The 16,234-nt window shown below is 54.4% G+C and carries 19 protein-coding genes; 3 read left to right on the plus strand and 16 right to left on the minus strand.

Annotated features, from left to right (window positions below; genetic code table 11):
• Positions 1-124: 124 nt before the first annotated feature.
• From ACQE3D_RS20000 to ACQE3D_RS20010, 3 genes are all read right to left on the minus strand, one after another.
• Positions 125-655, minus strand: a complete 531-nt coding sequence (locus ACQE3D_RS20000; RefSeq protein WP_064030679.1) for a hypothetical protein — start codon at positions 653-655, stop codon at positions 125-127.
• Between the two features lie 60 nt (positions 656-715).
• Positions 716-1,159, minus strand: a complete 444-nt coding sequence (locus tag ACQE3D_RS20005; protein ID WP_313730741.1) for an SRPBCC family protein — start codon at positions 1,157-1,159, stop codon at positions 716-718.
• A gap of 128 nt (positions 1,160-1,287) precedes the next feature.
• Positions 1,288-1,656 carry a hypothetical protein gene (locus ACQE3D_RS20010; protein WP_082885634.1) on the minus strand — a complete coding sequence of 123 codons (369 nt, stop codon included), beginning with the start codon at positions 1,654-1,656 and terminating at the stop codon, positions 1,288-1,290.
• Between the two features lie 213 nt (positions 1,657-1,869).
• On the opposite strand from ACQE3D_RS20010, the gene ACQE3D_RS20015 reads away from it, so the two are divergent.
• A complete protein-coding gene (locus ACQE3D_RS20015) occupies positions 1,870-3,243 on the plus strand; it encodes a hypothetical protein (RefSeq protein ID WP_313730739.1) in 1,374 nt (457 codons plus the stop codon).
• Between the two features lie 2 nt (positions 3,244-3,245).
• Here ACQE3D_RS20015 and ACQE3D_RS20020 read toward each other — a convergent pair whose 3' ends face one another.
• Positions 3,246-3,755: an O-acetyl-ADP-ribose deacetylase gene (locus ACQE3D_RS20020; protein WP_313730738.1), complete on the minus strand. Its 510-nt coding sequence runs from the start codon at positions 3,753-3,755 to the stop codon at positions 3,246-3,248.
• A gap of 62 nt (positions 3,756-3,817) precedes the next feature.
• On the opposite strand from ACQE3D_RS20020, the gene ACQE3D_RS20025 reads away from it, so the two are divergent.
• On the plus strand, positions 3,818-4,030 hold the full coding sequence (locus ACQE3D_RS20025) for a DUF2905 family protein (protein WP_064030738.1): 213 nt from the start codon (positions 3,818-3,820) through the stop codon (positions 4,028-4,030).
• Positions 4,031-4,044: 14 nt separating this feature from the next.
• Complete coding sequence (locus tag ACQE3D_RS20030; RefSeq protein ID WP_313730737.1) at positions 4,045-4,551, plus strand: alpha/beta hydrolase; 507 nt, start codon at positions 4,045-4,047, stop codon at positions 4,549-4,551.
• A gap of 26 nt (positions 4,552-4,577) precedes the next feature.
• Here ACQE3D_RS20030 and ACQE3D_RS20035 read toward each other — a convergent pair whose 3' ends face one another.
• From ACQE3D_RS20035 to ACQE3D_RS20090, 12 genes are all read right to left on the minus strand, one after another.
• Entirely contained in the window at positions 4,578-4,919 is a 342-nt protein-coding gene (locus tag ACQE3D_RS20035; protein WP_064030683.1) for a hypothetical protein, read from the minus strand.
• A gap of 335 nt (positions 4,920-5,254) precedes the next feature.
• The gene (locus ACQE3D_RS20040) at positions 5,255-7,786 is read right to left on the minus strand and encodes a 6-hydroxymethylpterin diphosphokinase MptE-like protein (protein ID WP_313730736.1); all 2,532 of its coding nucleotides are present in this window, start codon (positions 7,784-7,786) and stop codon (positions 5,255-5,257) included.
• Between the two features lie 67 nt (positions 7,787-7,853).
• On the minus strand, positions 7,854-8,708 hold the full coding sequence (locus ACQE3D_RS20045; RefSeq protein WP_064030685.1) for a flagellin: 855 nt from the start codon (positions 8,706-8,708) through the stop codon (positions 7,854-7,856).
• A 600-nt stretch (positions 8,709-9,308) separates the two neighbouring features.
• Positions 9,309-9,632 carry a flagellar protein FliT gene (fliT, locus tag ACQE3D_RS20050; RefSeq protein WP_168032653.1) on the minus strand — a complete coding sequence of 108 codons (324 nt, stop codon included), beginning with the start codon at positions 9,630-9,632 and terminating at the stop codon, positions 9,309-9,311.
• Positions 9,632-10,018 (minus strand): flagellar export chaperone FliS, encoded by a 387-nt coding sequence (gene fliS, locus ACQE3D_RS20055; RefSeq protein WP_064030687.1) that lies wholly within the window; start codon positions 10,016-10,018, stop codon positions 9,632-9,634. Before fliS ends, fliT begins: the two co-directional genes overlap by 1 nt.
• An 18-nt stretch (positions 10,019-10,036) precedes the next feature.
• A complete protein-coding gene (gene fliD, locus ACQE3D_RS20060) occupies positions 10,037-11,440 on the minus strand; it encodes a flagellar filament capping protein FliD (RefSeq protein ID WP_071160542.1) in 1,404 nt (467 codons plus the stop codon).
• Positions 11,441-11,474: 34 nt separating this feature from the next.
• Positions 11,475-11,912, minus strand: coding sequence for a flagellar protein FlaG (locus tag ACQE3D_RS20065; protein WP_064030689.1), 438 nt, complete (start codon positions 11,910-11,912; stop codon positions 11,475-11,477).
• 69 nt (positions 11,913-11,981) lie between these two features.
• Complete coding sequence (locus ACQE3D_RS20070) at positions 11,982-12,830, minus strand: flagellin (RefSeq protein WP_064030690.1); 849 nt, start codon at positions 12,828-12,830, stop codon at positions 11,982-11,984.
• 133 nt (positions 12,831-12,963) lie between these two features.
• Positions 12,964-14,016 carry a nucleotidyltransferase family protein gene (locus tag ACQE3D_RS20075; RefSeq protein WP_313730734.1) on the minus strand — a complete coding sequence of 351 codons (1,053 nt, stop codon included), beginning with the start codon at positions 14,014-14,016 and terminating at the stop codon, positions 12,964-12,966.
• Positions 14,013-14,657, minus strand: a complete 645-nt coding sequence (locus ACQE3D_RS20080) for an acetyltransferase (RefSeq protein ID WP_313730733.1) — start codon at positions 14,655-14,657, stop codon at positions 14,013-14,015. The genes ACQE3D_RS20075 and ACQE3D_RS20080 overlap by 4 nt, the downstream gene beginning before the upstream one ends.
• Positions 14,654-15,724 carry an N-acetylneuraminate synthase gene (neuB, locus tag ACQE3D_RS20085; RefSeq protein WP_313730732.1) on the minus strand — a complete coding sequence of 357 codons (1,071 nt, stop codon included), beginning with the start codon at positions 15,722-15,724 and terminating at the stop codon, positions 14,654-14,656. Before neuB ends, ACQE3D_RS20080 begins: the two co-directional genes overlap by 4 nt.
• An 18-nt stretch (positions 15,725-15,742) precedes the next feature.
• A complete protein-coding gene (locus ACQE3D_RS20090) occupies positions 15,743-16,234 on the minus strand; it encodes a hypothetical protein (protein WP_313730731.1) in 492 nt (163 codons plus the stop codon).

Here is a 16,234-nt window from a genome sequence, read left to right on the forward strand (position 1 = left end):
ATGACAGCCTAATGGCAACGGCGAATGGCGGCGATTGGCAACCGCTTAATCACAAACTTATCCACAGCTTTTGTGCATAACCGTACTTTAGGACAATAGCCTGAAAGTGGCGGCCATAAGGAATTCAATCGCGAATCGGTATCCGCCCCAATTTCTGCTCGATGCCGAGAACGGCACGGTTAAGTAGATAAAAATGCCGGTCCTCGACAAACTGCAAGCCCAACATGTAGAAAATCGGTCCCCAGAACGGGTTGACCAGCATGCCGCCGAGCACGCTTTTAGCGGTCCTCGACAGATTCCGTAACGGATTGAACGCCACCGCCAAGGTTTGCCTGGGGTGCTCGGCAAACACCTCGGCAATCGGCTGCAATTGACACAGTTCGCGTTGCTCCAGTCCGGCCGAGGACACCGCCAGTTTTTTAGCCATTTTGGCAAAATGCCATCGCGCAACCGTTGCCGACACCGCAAACACCAGGGCCATCAACGGTAACAGAATTTTCGGCGGTAGCAACGGCGCGAATATCGGCGCCAGCAGCACGAGACCATATCCCAACATCACCAGATCCTCGCCGCGTTCGACGTCGCGGTCCAGATGCTCGACTATACCGGCGACTCGATTGCCGGCCTGTAACGGATAACTGTCTGATTCAACCATGTCGCTCGCCTCCGCAATGAATTCGAGAGGATTCGATTTAATGCTTGTCGCGGGAAAAAGTCAATCTTCTGAAAGAGTAACGGCCGGCAACGGCCAACGCGCTTGCAACACCTCGGCCCGCCACTGGAAAATCCGCTGTAATCGCATTCCGATCAGGCAGTAATGCAACAATTCACCCATCCAGCCCCAGCGCATCGAGTAAAACACGATGTCCGCCACTTCTACTCCGCTTCGGCAAGGCGTCACGACTACTTCGTGGCTAAAGAAAGCGAAAGGACCGACGCGCTGCTGATAGACAAAACGTCGCGGCGGTTCGCAATAGCACACTTCGGACAACCAAGCCATCGGCCATCCGAAAACCGCGCGCATTCGGTATGCAATCAGTAAACCAGGATAAATTTCCTCGGGCACCGGCGAGGCAATATCGACGTGAAAAAAATCCGGGGTAATCGCGTTGAGATGCTGAGGCGACGAGAAAAAACGCCAAGCCTGTTCGGGAGCCACATTCAGATGCTGAGATCGGTGAAGGCGATGAATAACCATGACGTAGTGAGTTCTATATCCGGTTGGACTAAACGCCAATCTACCGCGAAAAAGGTCAAACGCCAGTATAAACCGGCGCAAGTATCGCTTTAACGGTCGCCGTCGCGGTCCGGATCGCGAATTTCGGCAATCAGATCGCCCAAATTCTCTTTTTGTCGCAAAATGAAATTTCTACTCTCCACGGCGGTGCGGCCACTGACGGTCAGTAATTCCTTGCGGTATTTGTGCGCGAAATAGCCGCTGGCAATGCCTGCCACGAACAAGCCCAGCGGGCGCCTGACAAAAGCTTTGGCGATACTCCGACTGGCATGGCTGATGCCGGAAATCACAATGCCCATCACCACACCTTTAACCAGTATTTCGCCGTTGGTCGGCGGCGCCATCCTCGCCGACTTAGGTTTACGGATTTTCTTTTGCGGCATTTCCGCGCCTGCTTCCAGTGGTTTTTTCTGTTTCATCCCGCGACTCCAGTACAAATTGATCGAAACCGTCCTAACGCCCCAACAGAAGGCATGCCTGAAAACGCAAATGCTGCTTGACCGACATATCGCTATTCTCTAATCTTCCGCGACTTTTGGCGGCCGGTCAAATTTCCTTAACCGGCGTTCGGTTCGGCTCGACCCGCGCTATCGTCGCGGCTCGAACTTTGCGCCCGCGGAAATAATCCGTCAATGAACAGTCCAAGCGAAATGCCGGCGGAAAACGCCGAACTTCCAGAATCCGAAACCGCCTTCCACCACGGAATACCGATGCCCATGCCCATGCCGCTTTCGCCTATCGCCACTATTCCCTTTCGCGCCGAACAATTGAACGGCTCCTGCCGCTGCGCTTCGTTAAACCGTAAGGCCTTGCGCAAATCACTAGCGGACTCGATGAACGGCGATGCACTGTACCGCATGCTGACCGAGGAGCGGCCGCATTTGTGCGCCGACGTACCGGTATTCGTCAGTCAATCGGATCTGGATCGGCAAGCGGAAATCATTGCCGCACTGGAACGGGTAATCGCATTACCGGCGTTTCGGGAACAGGTATTGAGCCGCGCGCCGCTGAGTGCCGCTCACCAAACCCAAGCTACCGGTGTATTTCTGGGTTACGACTTCCATCTAGGCACCGATGGCCCACGTTTGATCGAGATCAATAGCAACGCCGGCGGTGCGCTGATCAATGCCCTGCTGATCCGCGCCCAGGACACTTGCTGCGAAGTCGCCGACCATCGGCAACCGGGCCGCCCGCCCATAACTCCGCCCGCGCCGGAAGCGGCCTTCGTCGAGATGTTTCTCAGCGAGTGGCGCGCGGAACGCGGGATTCAAGCGCTGCGGACCATCGCCATCGTCGACGAGCAACCCGAACAACAATACTTGTATCCGGAGTTTTTGCTGTTCAAACAACTGTTCGAAGCGCACGGTTTGCAAGCCTGGATTCTCGACCCCAGTGCTCTGGAATATCGGGACGGCGGCGTCTGGCACCAGCAAACACGAATCGACCTGATCTACAACCGCTTGACCGATTTCGGCCTGGACGAACCCCAACATGCGGCATTACGCGCGACATACCTGGCCGGCGCCGCCGTGGTCACACCTCACCCGAGAAACCACGCCTTATACGCCGACAAGCGCAATCTGATCTTGCTGAGCGACGACGATTATTTACGAACCCTGGGCGTGGATAGTCAAACCCGGGCCGTATTGCGCGAAGGCGTCGCCAAAACCATAGCCGTCGCATCGGAAAACGCCGCTGCCTTGTGGGCGGAACGCAAACGGCTATTCTTCAAGCCCGCCCGCGGCTACGGTAGCAAAGCGGCATATCGGGGGGATAAACTGACCAAACGGGTGTTCGAGGACATTCTGCAAAACGATTACGTTGCCCAGTCGATCGTCCTACCCAGCGAACGCCGCCTGGACAGCGGCGATTTGAAACTGGATTTGCGCCACTACGTGTATCGGGGCGAAACTCAATTGGTCTGTGCCCGGCTCTATCAAGGCCAAACCACCAACTTCCGGACCCCCGGCGGCGGCTTCGCGCAAGTCGTGGCGATTGCCGAATGAGATCAAACCCGCTCCAGCAAATGCCGATATATCGCCAGTTCGGCCGCGCCGAAACAGCAAAAAATCACGTCGGCATCGTAATGCACTGCGTCGAAAAATTCGTTAACCGCCGCTACCGCTACTTCGGCGGCCGCTAGTATCGGAAAACCGTAAGCGCCGGTACTGATGCAGGGAAAGGCGATAGACGACAAAGCGTGCTCGCCGGCCAACGTCAACGAATTGTGGTAACACGCGGCCAGTAGTTCGGCTTCTCGATGCGAACCGCCTCGCCAGACCGGACCGACCGTATGAATGACGAATTTGGCCGGTAAGCCGAACCCTTCGGTAAGTTTCGCCTGCCCAACCTGACAGCCGTCCAAGCGGCGACAGGCGGCCAACAACGCCGGACCGGCGGCCCGGTGTACCGCACCGTCTACCCCTCCGCCACCCTGCAGCGAGGCGTTCGCGGCATTGACGACGGCATCCACCGCCAACGTGGTAATATCCGCTTGCACGGCCTGCATAGTCCGCATTAAAACTCCCGGCCGATTTGGGCCTGAAACGCAGTCCGCCTGAAAAGGCGGAGGATAATCTAATGGTAGGCAAAATTTTGACGATTGCCGGCGCCGGTCTGTTATTGCTCGGCTTGGCAATAAGCCATGCGCCTTGGCTGTTGAATTGGTTCGGCAAACTACCCGGCGATATTTCGATTCAAACCGAAAACAGTCGAGTCTTCATTCCGATCACGTCGATGCTGGTCGTCAGCCTGTTGCTGAGCTTGCTAAGCCATCTGATTTTGCGGAAATAACGTTACCCGTCTCTATGAAACACTTAGTCATCTACAACCACGGCATGGACAGTATTCCCTGGGGCGAGAAGGCCTTGGCACTGGCCGACGTCGCCGAGCGGCGCGGGTTTCGTTTCGAAAGCATCGATTATCGGCCCAATAACGATCCGGACTGGCGGGTTTCCCGACTGCTGGCCGAAAATTTGCCTACCTACGATAAGCTGGTCTTGGTCGGTTCGAGCATGGGTGCCTACGTCGCCACGGTCGCCGCCGAAACACTGAATCCGCACGGCTTGTTCCTGATCGCGCCCGCCTTCTATCTGCCGGGGTACGCCCGCGACCGTTTCGCACCGGGGACTACGAATATCGAAGTCTTTCACGGCTGGCGGGACGACGTGGTCCCGCCGGAACATGCCTGGCGATTTTGTCGGGAACACGGCGCCCGTTTGCATCTGTACGACGCCGATCATCGCTTGCTCAGCATTCTGCCGGCGATGGGCTTAGCTTTCGACCGTTTTCTCGCGGCCTTAAGCGTCGACTAATCCATAGCACATCGGAAACCGACCGGCTAGTAACGCCCGTTACCCAACCAAGCACCCGCCGCCGCGCCAACGCCGGCCGCCAACGGATCGCCGCCACCGAACTGATAACCCATCGCCCCGCCGACCACGCCACCCAATAGTCCTGTCGGTGAACGCTGTTCGTAACGGTAATAGACCGGCGGTGGCGGCGGTGCATAATAGCGAGGTACCGGTACGTACTCGACAACTCTAGGCGGCATGTAGATGATCCGCTCCCGAATTATCGGGCCGTGCCCATGGTGGTGGTGGCCGTGATGCCAACCGTGACCGTCGGCGCTAACCGCTGACGAAAATATCAAGCCAACAATCATGAATTTCAAAGTGTTCATCGCATAGCTCCTTTTCCTGGGTGCTTGGACCAGAGCATGCGCCGCGACACTTAATGTTGACTTAAAATCGAACCTCGGGCGACTAAACAGATAATAGAACTTACGCCATCTCGATTGCCGGGCCGGGCTGGGCAGCCACACGTCGAATGCCTTACTCCGCCAGCAAGGTAATCGCCAGTCGTTGTTAATCGTGCGCGTCACAGTTAGTTTGGACCACAAAACGTCCATTGCCGGCGTCCTTGAGTAGATGGTTGGTACGCGGCTTCCCCCTGACTAAACCGATCCTTCAATTCGCCGTCGGAACAGGCGACCTTATCGGCGACGCTGTAGTTTTCTCAACCGACATCCGCCGAACCAACCGCCGAGTCGGCTCTGATTTTGGCTAATTGCAAGCGCATCGCCAAGGCCGCCTCCAATCCCGGCTTGTTCGTCAACAAGTGATCGAGCATCAATTCAGCCGCTTCGTAAATACCCTGATCCAGATATAAACGCGCCAATTTCAACTGAGCGGCGCTATCGTCCGGAAACCTGCGAATGTAGGCATTGTAAGTGTCGATCGCCACCAGAATGTCGCCGTGTAAGCGCTGAATCTCGGCATACCAAGGCTGGTAAAGCGGATTCAACCGCGCCAGGCACTCCAACGCCAGATTGGCCTGATACACGTCATCGCATTCGACCGCGATCACGACGATGCGTGCCAGCGCTTCTTCCAACAACGAGTCCCCACCGTCGACAATCTGGCGATACGCATCCAGCGCCGCATCGTGATCGCGTGCCAACTCAGCCAAATAACCGGTTATCAGTGCTTGATACGGCGCGACATTTTCCGGTTCAGGGTGTTTTCGCAGACTATTTCGCAAGTCCGCCAATTCTTCGACTTTTTGGTGTTTGAATAGCATCCCCGCCCGTTGCCTCAGGTTTTGCAAGCTGCTTTGGCCTTTGGCTTGAACAAAATGCCGGGTTTCCCTATCGTGCAGTACCCGTAGATAGGCGCTATCCAATTCGGCCAGCTCGTGTTGCAGCGCCGCCGGGATTAATTCCGCCGCGAAACGCCGGCGCCATAAACGGACGCGACCGAAACTTCGATCCTTACGGGCTTGACCAATCAATACGCTAAAATCCGGATGCAAGGCCAGCTCCTGTTGCCTGGCCAATACTCTGTCGATCGAGGCTTCGATCAACTGCAGCAGCTTAGCCGCGCCGTCGCGATAGGCATCGTAAAATACGTTACCAAGCTGTTTTGCCTCTTCGGCGGTCCAATCCTGGTCGTTAAACGGTTTCGCCAGCTTGATAAAACGGCGTATGCCGAACTTCTTAACCAAGCGGCTGTAGTGGCGGTGTTCGCGTTTGAGCTTTTTCTCGATTTTATCGAGCTTCTGCTTGTCCTTGTACTCACCAATCACGCCGTGTTCGTTGTACATCGCGTCGTTGATACGTCGGGCGTCTTCCACCAGTTTGGCGATGGAGCGAATCTGAAATCGCGCTCTACGCAAATCCGTCAAGGCCTTGACGTAATACGCGGCTTCCTGGTCGGAACCCGCCAGGCGTGATTGAACAATGTCGGCTACATCAACCGCTGTTTGCGGCAAATCGAGTTCTGCAAGCGCTACATAGCCTATGCCGTCGACTTTGGCGGCGTGCTCGGACACGTTGACGATGTCGCAACCGGCGGCGGATAGATGACGGGCTTGCAACGCTAGCGAGTGTATCGCTTGGGCAAAGTCGCAACTGGTCGGCGCCATGCCGCCGGCGTTTGTCTGCACTTGCAGGGACGTCAAATTAAAGCGCGGCCCGGCCAGCGCTTCGTTGCTGCCTTTGGCATGGGTAAAGCCGTCGCGGGTAAAACATAAATCAACACCGGCCAGTACGATTCGCCGGAAGCCAAAACGATAAGCCACCTGCAGTGCTGTGTTCGTCACGGTCGGTCCAACGCTTTCCAGGTTGGGGCAATTCAGATCGCTGGTCCAAGGCACGCGATCGCCTAAGTACAAGGCCAGGCCTCGCCATTGATTTAACAGGGTAGGCACGGTGTGATGGGAACAGACGAAAACGGTACGCTCGTCGAATTCCAGCATTTCCTTGCTAATATCGAAGCTAAGTTCGGTCGGATCGACCGAAAAAATGAAGTCGGGAAATAGATCGGCTTGCAACAATTGTCGGGCGATCCTGGAAACGGCAAAAACGACCAAACGGTCGCGATGGGTCCTGACCCAAGGCAGCGCGCTATCCAAGGACGGGCCGCCGGCCAACAGAACCACAGTTTTACCGGCGAAGGCCCCCGCCAACAATTTGGCGGGCAATTTGTTGTCGGCAATGTTATGGATTTGCCGGGCAATGAATGCCTCCGCGCCTAATTCGACGCTGGTCTGCCAATGCAGTTGCGACAATAGTTCGGTAACATGCCAACTCAGCTCGGCATATTCCTCGATATAATCGTCCTGGGCGCAGATTGCATTGTATGACCGGACCGCATCGATATAGAAATAGTCGGTAATCTTAAAGCGACCGATAGCGTCCACCCAATCGCTCATCGCGATACAGGCCATACGCTCGTCCATATCCGTCAATAAACCGTTAGCGCCGAGCGCCGCTAGTACCGACTCCGGTTCGATAAACAGATAGCGGGTTCCGTTAGGTAGCGGCCTCGCTTGCAAATAACGAAGCAGTAAACCGGAATCGGTGCCGATTATGACGTTTAACGCGTCTTCTTCGAACAAAGCCTTGCCGAACTTCGTATCGAATAGCACCTCGGCGCTAACCTTATCGAAGCCGTGCCGATTCAGGTTGTAATAGTACCGCTCCCCGAAATCGTTAACGCACAATGGCCCCAAGCGTTGTTCTTCCGAACCCTGTTCGCACTGTGTCATGTTTGGAACCCCGGTTAGTCGGCATCTCGACCATTATCCCGTTTGCACGGCTAAACTCAAGCCGGCGTTATTGCAACAACTGCAACACGCCTTGCGTTACTTTGTTGGCCTGCGCCAGCATCGCGGTTCCAGCCTGTTGCAAGATTTGGCCGCGACTCAAGTTCGAAGTTTCCGAAGCAAAATCGGCATCCATAATCCGCGAACGCGCCGAACTTTGATTTTCAATAGACGATTGCAAGTTGGAGATCGTCGTCATAAACCGGTTCTGAATCGCACCCAAATTGGAACGGAACACGTCGACTTTTCGAATCGCGGTATCGATTGCGTTAATCGCCGACCGAACGTTGTTTGAGGTCGCGTCGGAACCGATCGACAATTTAGTGCCAAACAAGGCGCTTAAGCTATTAACGGTCGCCAAATCCGAGACTGTCACCGAAATTTGGTTGTCGGTCGCGGTGTTGGCACCGATCTGAAAATTGGCATTTTTTAACGAACCGTTCAAAATTTTCTTGCCGTTGAATTCGGTATTTTGAATGATACGCTTGACCTCGGCACCCAATTGCTTGAATTCCGTCTGCAATTTTTGTCGGTCTTCGGTACTCACCGCCGCCCGGTTGGCCGCTTGCACGGCAAGGTCGCGCATGCGCTGCAAAGTCTCTGTGATGGTTCCCATCCCCGCCTCAGCGGTTTGCGCCATCGAAATGCCGTCGTTGGCGTTGCGCATCGCGACCGTCATGCCGCGAATTTGCGACGTCATTCTATCGGCTATCGCCAAGCCGGCCGCATCGTCCTTGGCGCTGTTGACTCGCAAACCAGAGGACAGACGTTCCATCGACGTTTGCAAACTGTCGTTCGTCCTGCTTAAAAACTTTTGGCTGTTCAACGAAGCGATGTTCGTATTAATGACCATTGATGATGGCATGATCGTTCTCCCGGTTTATCCTGAATGAAGTAGGCATGTTTGCCGCCATCCAGAATCAATCACTTTCCATGCCAACAAATAAAATTACTTTATTTTCAATAAATTATAAAATTTTGCTTCGTGAAACATCGCCTATCTATCCGTAGCGGCAACGGGATTTTGCCGCTCCGCTTGCCGCCAACGCCGGCCGGCGACAATTTTTTGACGACACGCCGCCGTACAATTATCGGACGCGCCTAATAATCTTCCCTCGCCGCTAAAAGCAGACTGAGACAAGTCTCGACGGGATTTTGCCGAAGCTTTACTGCCGTAAAAGATTGGCCTCGCAAGTGGCCGGTGAACACTAAAACCGGCGACCTAACATTTCCGGCCTTGCCATTTGTACGACACGTTCAGATTGATAGCTATTTTCGAGATCCGAAGAATTCCGGAGGCGGGGATCAGCGAGGAAGCTGATTTGGCATTTCGATAGGATAAAGAATGAGTTTACTTCTACTTGGAGTTGACGCAAGAAAAGCTCAAGCAACACCCCCTTAGCACAGGATTGAACCAATCTCGCGGAAGCCGATCTTGGGCAGTTTTCTAAACTGGCGATTGAACTTAACCAGCGCGATAGGCGCGTAACGCACGCTTGCCTTTTTCGAAAGCCAATTGATTGGTCTTGGCTTGAGCTTGAAGTTGTTGGATCTGCGCCAGAAACGCGTTATCCAGTTCGGCCACGTTCCGCGCGAACTGCTTCGCCTGAGGTTTTTCCGATTCGGCTAGCGGCATCGTCGCTAACGCCTCCAGCCAAGCCTGCCTCTCGTTCAATAAAACCGACAAATTTTCCCAGTCCTCCTGGGTTATGTGGCCTTTTATGGCTGCGTTAAATTGCTCCAGACGCTCTTGCCAGGCCAGGAAATCAACGCGAGGACCGGTTGCCATCACGCAATCGCATCCCAAGCTTCCTTAATGTCGCGCATCAATGTCGCGACTTCGTTAAGCTTGTCTTCGCTGTTTTCGCGACTGGCTTCCAATAGCCGGATGTTCATATAGTCGTATAGTTGGCGCAGATTGGCCGCGATTTCGCCACCACGTTCCAAATCCACGGCTTCATTCAAGCCGCCAACGATGCCGATCGCCTTGGAGATGTAGATACTTTTGGCCTCCATGTCATGATGGGCTATCGCGCCCTTCGCGGAGTTGACTCTAGCCAAGAAACCCTCCATCAACATCTGAATCAAACGATGCGGAGAATCCTCTCCGAGACCGCTGGAAGTGTGCACATCGGCATATTGCCTAGCACCTCTCTTATGGGCATCTACATACATGGGAATCCCCCTTCCGGTTTATAAATTATTGATCCAACTTGTCAAAAATGAACCAGTCGAATTAAATTGCCCGACCAGCACATCCATCGCGGTAAATTGCTTTTGCAAGGATTTCTGAAAGTTATCCATCCTAACCTGCACGTCGGTCCGCCTATCTTCCAATGTGGTTAATTGCTTTTTCAACGAGCTTTGCTGAGTATCCAAGTTACCGCCGGACTGCAACAATCCCGTTAACGTCGAGTCCAGACGGGTGGCAACACCGTCGCTTGAAGAAAACACATCGCCGACCGAATCGAAATCGGCCGCCAAGGCGGTATCTAGCTGGGTACTGTCCAAGGACATCACGCCATCTTTATCGATTTTGACGCCAATTAACGCTAAGGAGTTGTAATTGCCTGTCGCCGACGAAACCACCGAGGTCGTATTTGTCCGCACTTGGCTGGTGACATAACGTAAGGTTGCATCGCCAATTAACGCGCCGTTACCGTCGCCGCTGCCATCGGTACTGCCGCCGTATTTGCCAAGGTCTTTGGTGGTGGTGTGCAGTTTGTTGTAAGCCGTAACGAAACTGTTGATAGACTTGGTAATCGCGGCCTTATCCACACCGATGTCTATGTTTACCGAAGTACCAGGCTCTTGGGACTGTAAATTGAGCGTCACTCCCGGTAAGACATCGGTGATAGTATTGCTGCTACGCGTTGCAGTCTGTCCGTCCACCTTAATAATCGCGTCTTGGGCAACCGATGGATTATCGAAATTCGTCGAAAACAACTGAGACAGCCCGGAAGTATCCGTATCGTTGCCGTCGCTATCGCTACCACTGACAGTAAACGCATTCGTCGTGCCGCTGTTTTTGGCTGTCAACACCAGTTTAGATACCGTGCCGGTTCCGGCGGCATTGTCGACATTAACGATGCTGGCGCTGACGAAACTATTGCCCGACGCGCTATTGATCGCATCACGCATTTTCTCCAGCGTATTGTTACTACTGTCCACGGTCAGGCTGAATGTCGAACCCGAAGTCGCGGTAAACGATAAAGTACCGGTACCGACCGTCGTAGTCGTAATATCGGAAAACTCGGCTTTGGCGATCGACTTTTGAGCCTTGGCCAGCTGGGTCACTTCCAGCGAATATGAACCGGCAACCGCCGAGGCTCCGGCGGTTGCCTTCAAAATAGATTCGTCGGAGGAGGAAGCGGTGTGGGTCTTAAAAACACTACCGTCTTTCAACGAAGCGAGCGCCGTCTGAAAGTCTGACAGTCCGCTCTTCAACGTACCCAAGCCGCTCAACCGGGCGTTGGCGGCGTCCTCCTGACGCTGAATCGCGTTGAAGGCCGGCTGGCCCTCAGCGGTTACCAATTGAGAGACCAGCGAATTAATGTCGATACCGCTACCGATACCTGTCGTGGAAACTATGCTCATGACACCCTCCTCAACGAACCGCCGCTATCCCACGCTAAGCCCGATCCTGAATAACCGAACCTTGATGCCCGTCTAACTCTTGCATTCGCCTGATAAACGCCAACATTTCCTCCGACGGAATTTGCCTTACCACATCGCCGGTTTCGCTATCGACAATCTTGACGACCAATTCTTGCGTTGAATCGTCCACTTTAAATTGCAGATTGCGGGTTACGGCCTGCAACAGCGAATTGCCTTGATCGGCCGCCTGCTTTACCGTATCCAATGTCACTTTAGCGTCGTTCTGCTTGTCCTCGTCCTGTTTCGAATTCAAAGAAGACGCCGTTGAATCGCTTTGCAACGCAGACACCGCCGAACTGGCTTGATTCGCCTCGGTTCTAGTGCTGGAAAACGACTTTTCATCCGTTTGCTTATCGGTTTTCACAACAGTCAAGGGGGCTAGCTTCAGCACATTTGAAATTTCACTATTCATGATGCTCACCCTATGTTGTCAGTGTTAAAGGAAAGATTGCGCCATGACGGCGCAATCTTCCTATCCAAACTACCGGAGCAAACTCAAGACGTTTTGCGTAGACTGATTCGCTTGCGCCAACATTGCGGTACCCGCTTGTTGCAGAATTTGCTGTCTACTCAAGTTCGATGTCTCTGTCGCGAAGTCCGCATCCAGGATCCGGGATCTTGCCGCGCTTTGATTCTCGATCGACGAGTTCAAGTTGGCAATTGTCGTTGTAAACCGGTTTTGAATCGCACCCAATGTAGATCTAAAAGTATCTATCTTTTTGATCGCGGTATCAATCGCTGTCATTGCCGATCTGACGTTTCCAGAGGTCGCCATCGACCCAATCGACAATTTGGTACCGAACAAGGCGCTCAAGCTGTTGACCGCGGTTAAATCGGAAATATTCACGGAAACCTGGTTATCCGTGGCGGTATTGGCACCCACTTGAAAGTTAGCGTTTTTCAACGAACCGTTCAAAATTTTCTTACCGTTGAATTCGGTATTCTGAATGATACGTTTCATCTCCAAACCCAATTGCTTGAATTCGGTTTGTAATTTCTCGCGGTCGGAAGAACCGACCGCCGCCCTGTTGGCCGCCTGTACGGACAAATCGCGCATCCGTTGCAAGGTATCGGTGAGAGCGCCCATGCCGGACTCGGCCGTTTGCGCCATCGAAATGCCGTCGTTCGCGTTACGCACCGCCACCGTCATACCCCGGATTTGCGATGTCATCTTGTCGCTAATCGCTAAACCGGCCGCGTCGTCTTTCGCGGAATTCACCCGCAAACCGGAAGATAAGCGCTCCATCGAAGTCTGCAAAGACATGTTGGTATTGCTCAAAAACCTTTGACTGTTCAACGAAGCTACGTTTGTGTTGATTACCATTGCCATGATGTTACCCTCCAAAATCCGAAAACTGAGCCGCCGCCGGAATTATTTGTTTTGGTTGATTTACGAAAAAAAGGTTTGTTTTCAAACTCGCTGGATGTATCGGCCCCGATTTGAAATCCTTTAACCCTCGTCATCAAAAATATTTGGCGAATTCGCCCTGCGCGCGCAGAAAATCGGCTTCCCGACCAATATCCAGCCAATAGTCGTTCACCGGAAACATAGACACCGTCTCGCCTAGCGCGATTTGCTGGTTAAACAGTGCCGGCATATCCAGGCTTTTCTGGCCGGCGATCCCTGCAATCAAACTGTGATCGAGCACATAGATTCCGGCGTTGGCCAAGCAGCTCTGCAACGGCTTTTCCTCGATACCGACGATCCGTTGCTGTTCCAACATCACGACGCCGTAAGGAATCTGATACTCGTACTGGCGGACGCACATCGTCGCGATCGCTTGCTGTTCGTTGTGGTAAGCCAACAATCGCGAAAAGTCGATCTGGGTCAAGATATCGCCATTCATGACGATCAATGGCACGTCCGGCAAGCTATCAGGCAGTAACCCGATCGCACCGGCCGTCCCCATCGGCTCGACCTCGTCGATATACCGAATGCTTATCCCCCAGCGATCGCCCTCTCCGAAGTAATCCTTGATCTGGTCGGCCCGGTAATGCACCGCGATAAAGAATTGGCGGAAACCTGATTTCACGAAATTTTCGATGATGGTTTCCAGAATCGGCTTTCCGCCGATTTCTAGTAATGGTTTCGGCCTATCGTCGGTATAAGGCCGCAGCCGTTTGCCGAATCCCCCCGCCATCAAAAACACCGGATTCGGAAAAGCCGGCTGCTTGTATAAAGCCTGCAGCGATTCCAAGCGCACCACTCGGCCACGCTCGTCCACCACCGGCAACTGATACAAATGATGCCCCTCCATCACCGCGATCAATTGGGTCTTACTGTCGGTCTCGCTGGCCACCTTAGGCCGCTTGTTCATCACTTCGCCGACCGGATGCTCCAGCGCCAGGCCCCGAATCAAGGCTCGGCGAATGTCGCCATCGGTAACCACCCCGACCAAGCGCCCGTCTTCATCCACTACCAACGCGATTTGCAGCGCGCCACGGTCGATCACCTCTATCGTGGTCCGTAACGTTGCTTCCGGACTTATCACTACCTGTTGCCAATGCTGTTTCATGATTCAATATCCTTGAGCTGCGATCGGGCCGGATAGACGATTTGCCGAACCGCAACGTCGCGCGTCACGACACTGCCGGCACCTATCACGCTACCCGCGCCCACGCGAATTCCTTGGATTACGACCGCGCCGGCACCGACATGTGTCCTATCGCCAATTTCGACACCTCCGCTTAACACCGCGCCCGGTGCGACATGCACATGGCGGCCGATTACGCAGTCGTGCTCGACGATGGCACCGCTGTTTACGATGGTGTTCTCAGCAATATGCGTGCCTGCCTGAATTATGGCGCCCGCCATGATTTGCACGCCAGCCGCCAATTCCACGCTCCCCGCCAAAAAACACGTCGGATCGACGACATGACCGAAGCGGTAACCGCGCTCGGCGAATGTCTCGAAAAGTCGAGACCGCGTGCCGGGGTCACGGGGCAGCGAGCCAAGCCCGTTTATCAGCGCAATGTCTTCTGAGCCGTAATCGGCAACGACCTCATCCCCGCCCAATACAGGTAGGTCGAGCCAACTATCACCTTGTCGCTTGGCCGGGTCGGCGACTCCCAGAATATCGACCTCCAGGCGCCGCAAAATGTCCAACAAAACCTTGGCGTGCCCCCCGCTACCGAGCAAAACCACCGGCAGCTTCATGAAATCAAATCGTCCATTTGATAAGCGCGCGGGCTGGTTTGTCCCAACAACCGCCAATATTCCATCGGGCTCAAGCCTGTGCCCGGCCGTTTGGCCGCCAAATTTTCGACGCTGAACGGCTCGCCAATCGCAATATCCGCGACCGCCACCAGACTTTTGCGTACCACATCGCGATTTTGCAACTCGATCGGTTGCGGGATTTTGCCTGCACCTCCCAAAGCCAACTCGACTGAGCGAATAGCCGCTACCATTTGCGTCAATTCCGCCGGTTCCAGCGAAACCCGATGATCCGGCCCCTGCAAGCCTCTATCCAACGTAAAATGTTTTTCGATCAACACCGCGCCGCGTGCCGCCGCGGCAATAGGCACCGCCAACCCCTCGGTATGATCGGAATATCCCACCCGCAAGCCGAACGCTTGCGCCAGCGTATCCATCGCCCGCAGTTGAACGTGTTCCAGCGGCGTCGGATACTCGCTGGTGCAATGCAGCAACGTGACTTTTTCTCGCAGTGCCGCCTGGCCGGCGTCGCAGCCGTAAGCTTGCCGAAACCGCGCCAAACTCGGCCGCTCCCAACCTAAGAAGCCGAAGGCCAACACCCCCAGCGCGGTCTCCACCTCACCCAAAGTCGCCATGCCGGTGGACAACACAAGCTCTTTTCCGGTCGCGGCGTGAGCCAGCAAAAACGGACCGTTAGTGATTTCACCGGAAGGTACTTTCAGTTGCCTAACGCCGATTTCGCCGGTCAAGAATGCCAAGCTGTCGAAATCGAACGCGGTCGATAAAAACTCGATACCGTGCTCGGCGCAGTAGTCGCGCAATCGCACGTGGAATTCGTATTTCAGCTCCAGTTTCCGCAGCATCGCCAGTTGGCTCTCGCCGGCATCGGTGGTTTCTCGCTGATAGGCCGCCTTGCCGGCCTTACCGGTCACCAGTTTGTCGGCTTTAAAGGTTTGAAATTTGACCGCATCGGCGCCCGCCGCCACCGCAGCGTCTATCAACGCGATTGCGGTGTCCAGGTCACCGTTATGATTCACGCCGGCTTCGGCGATGATATAGATACTCGTCATCCTGTCGTTCTCAAAAACTCAATCGAACACGTCGCCCCAATCCGGCGGCGGGTTGCCGACGGCGGACTTCTCTTTTTCGTCGGAAGGCTCGGTCTCTTGTCCGCTGTTGTCGTCCTGCGACTCTTCGCCGGCTACTTCGGCCGTCTCGGAACCCGGCATCGAACTGAGATAACTGTTCAGCAAGCGGCACAAACCGTCGTAAAAGCCGCTAACCGCTTGCTGTTGCATTTGCTGCTCGAAAAAACCGTGCAAAAACTGTTTTTCGGCCAAAATCAGACTTTCGGATAACTCCCGCGCCTTTTGCTCGTCCAGCCGGTATTTGCCGACGAGCATCTCAGCCATTTGATCGCTGCGCTGGCCCTGCCGGTCCTTAATATCGTCCAATAAATGCTCCAGCTCCGCCTGACTCTGTTTGCGCTTGCGCCAAGCGACCAGCATCAAGGCAACCAATGCGATCAACAGCACCAACAGCAGATTGACCAATACCACGACCAGCAGCGATTCGTCCAT

This window comes from Methylomonas sp. MS20, from assembly GCF_050275925.1.
Taxonomy (GTDB): domain Bacteria; phylum Pseudomonadota; class Gammaproteobacteria; order Methylococcales; family Methylomonadaceae; genus Methylomonas; species Methylomonas koyamae_A.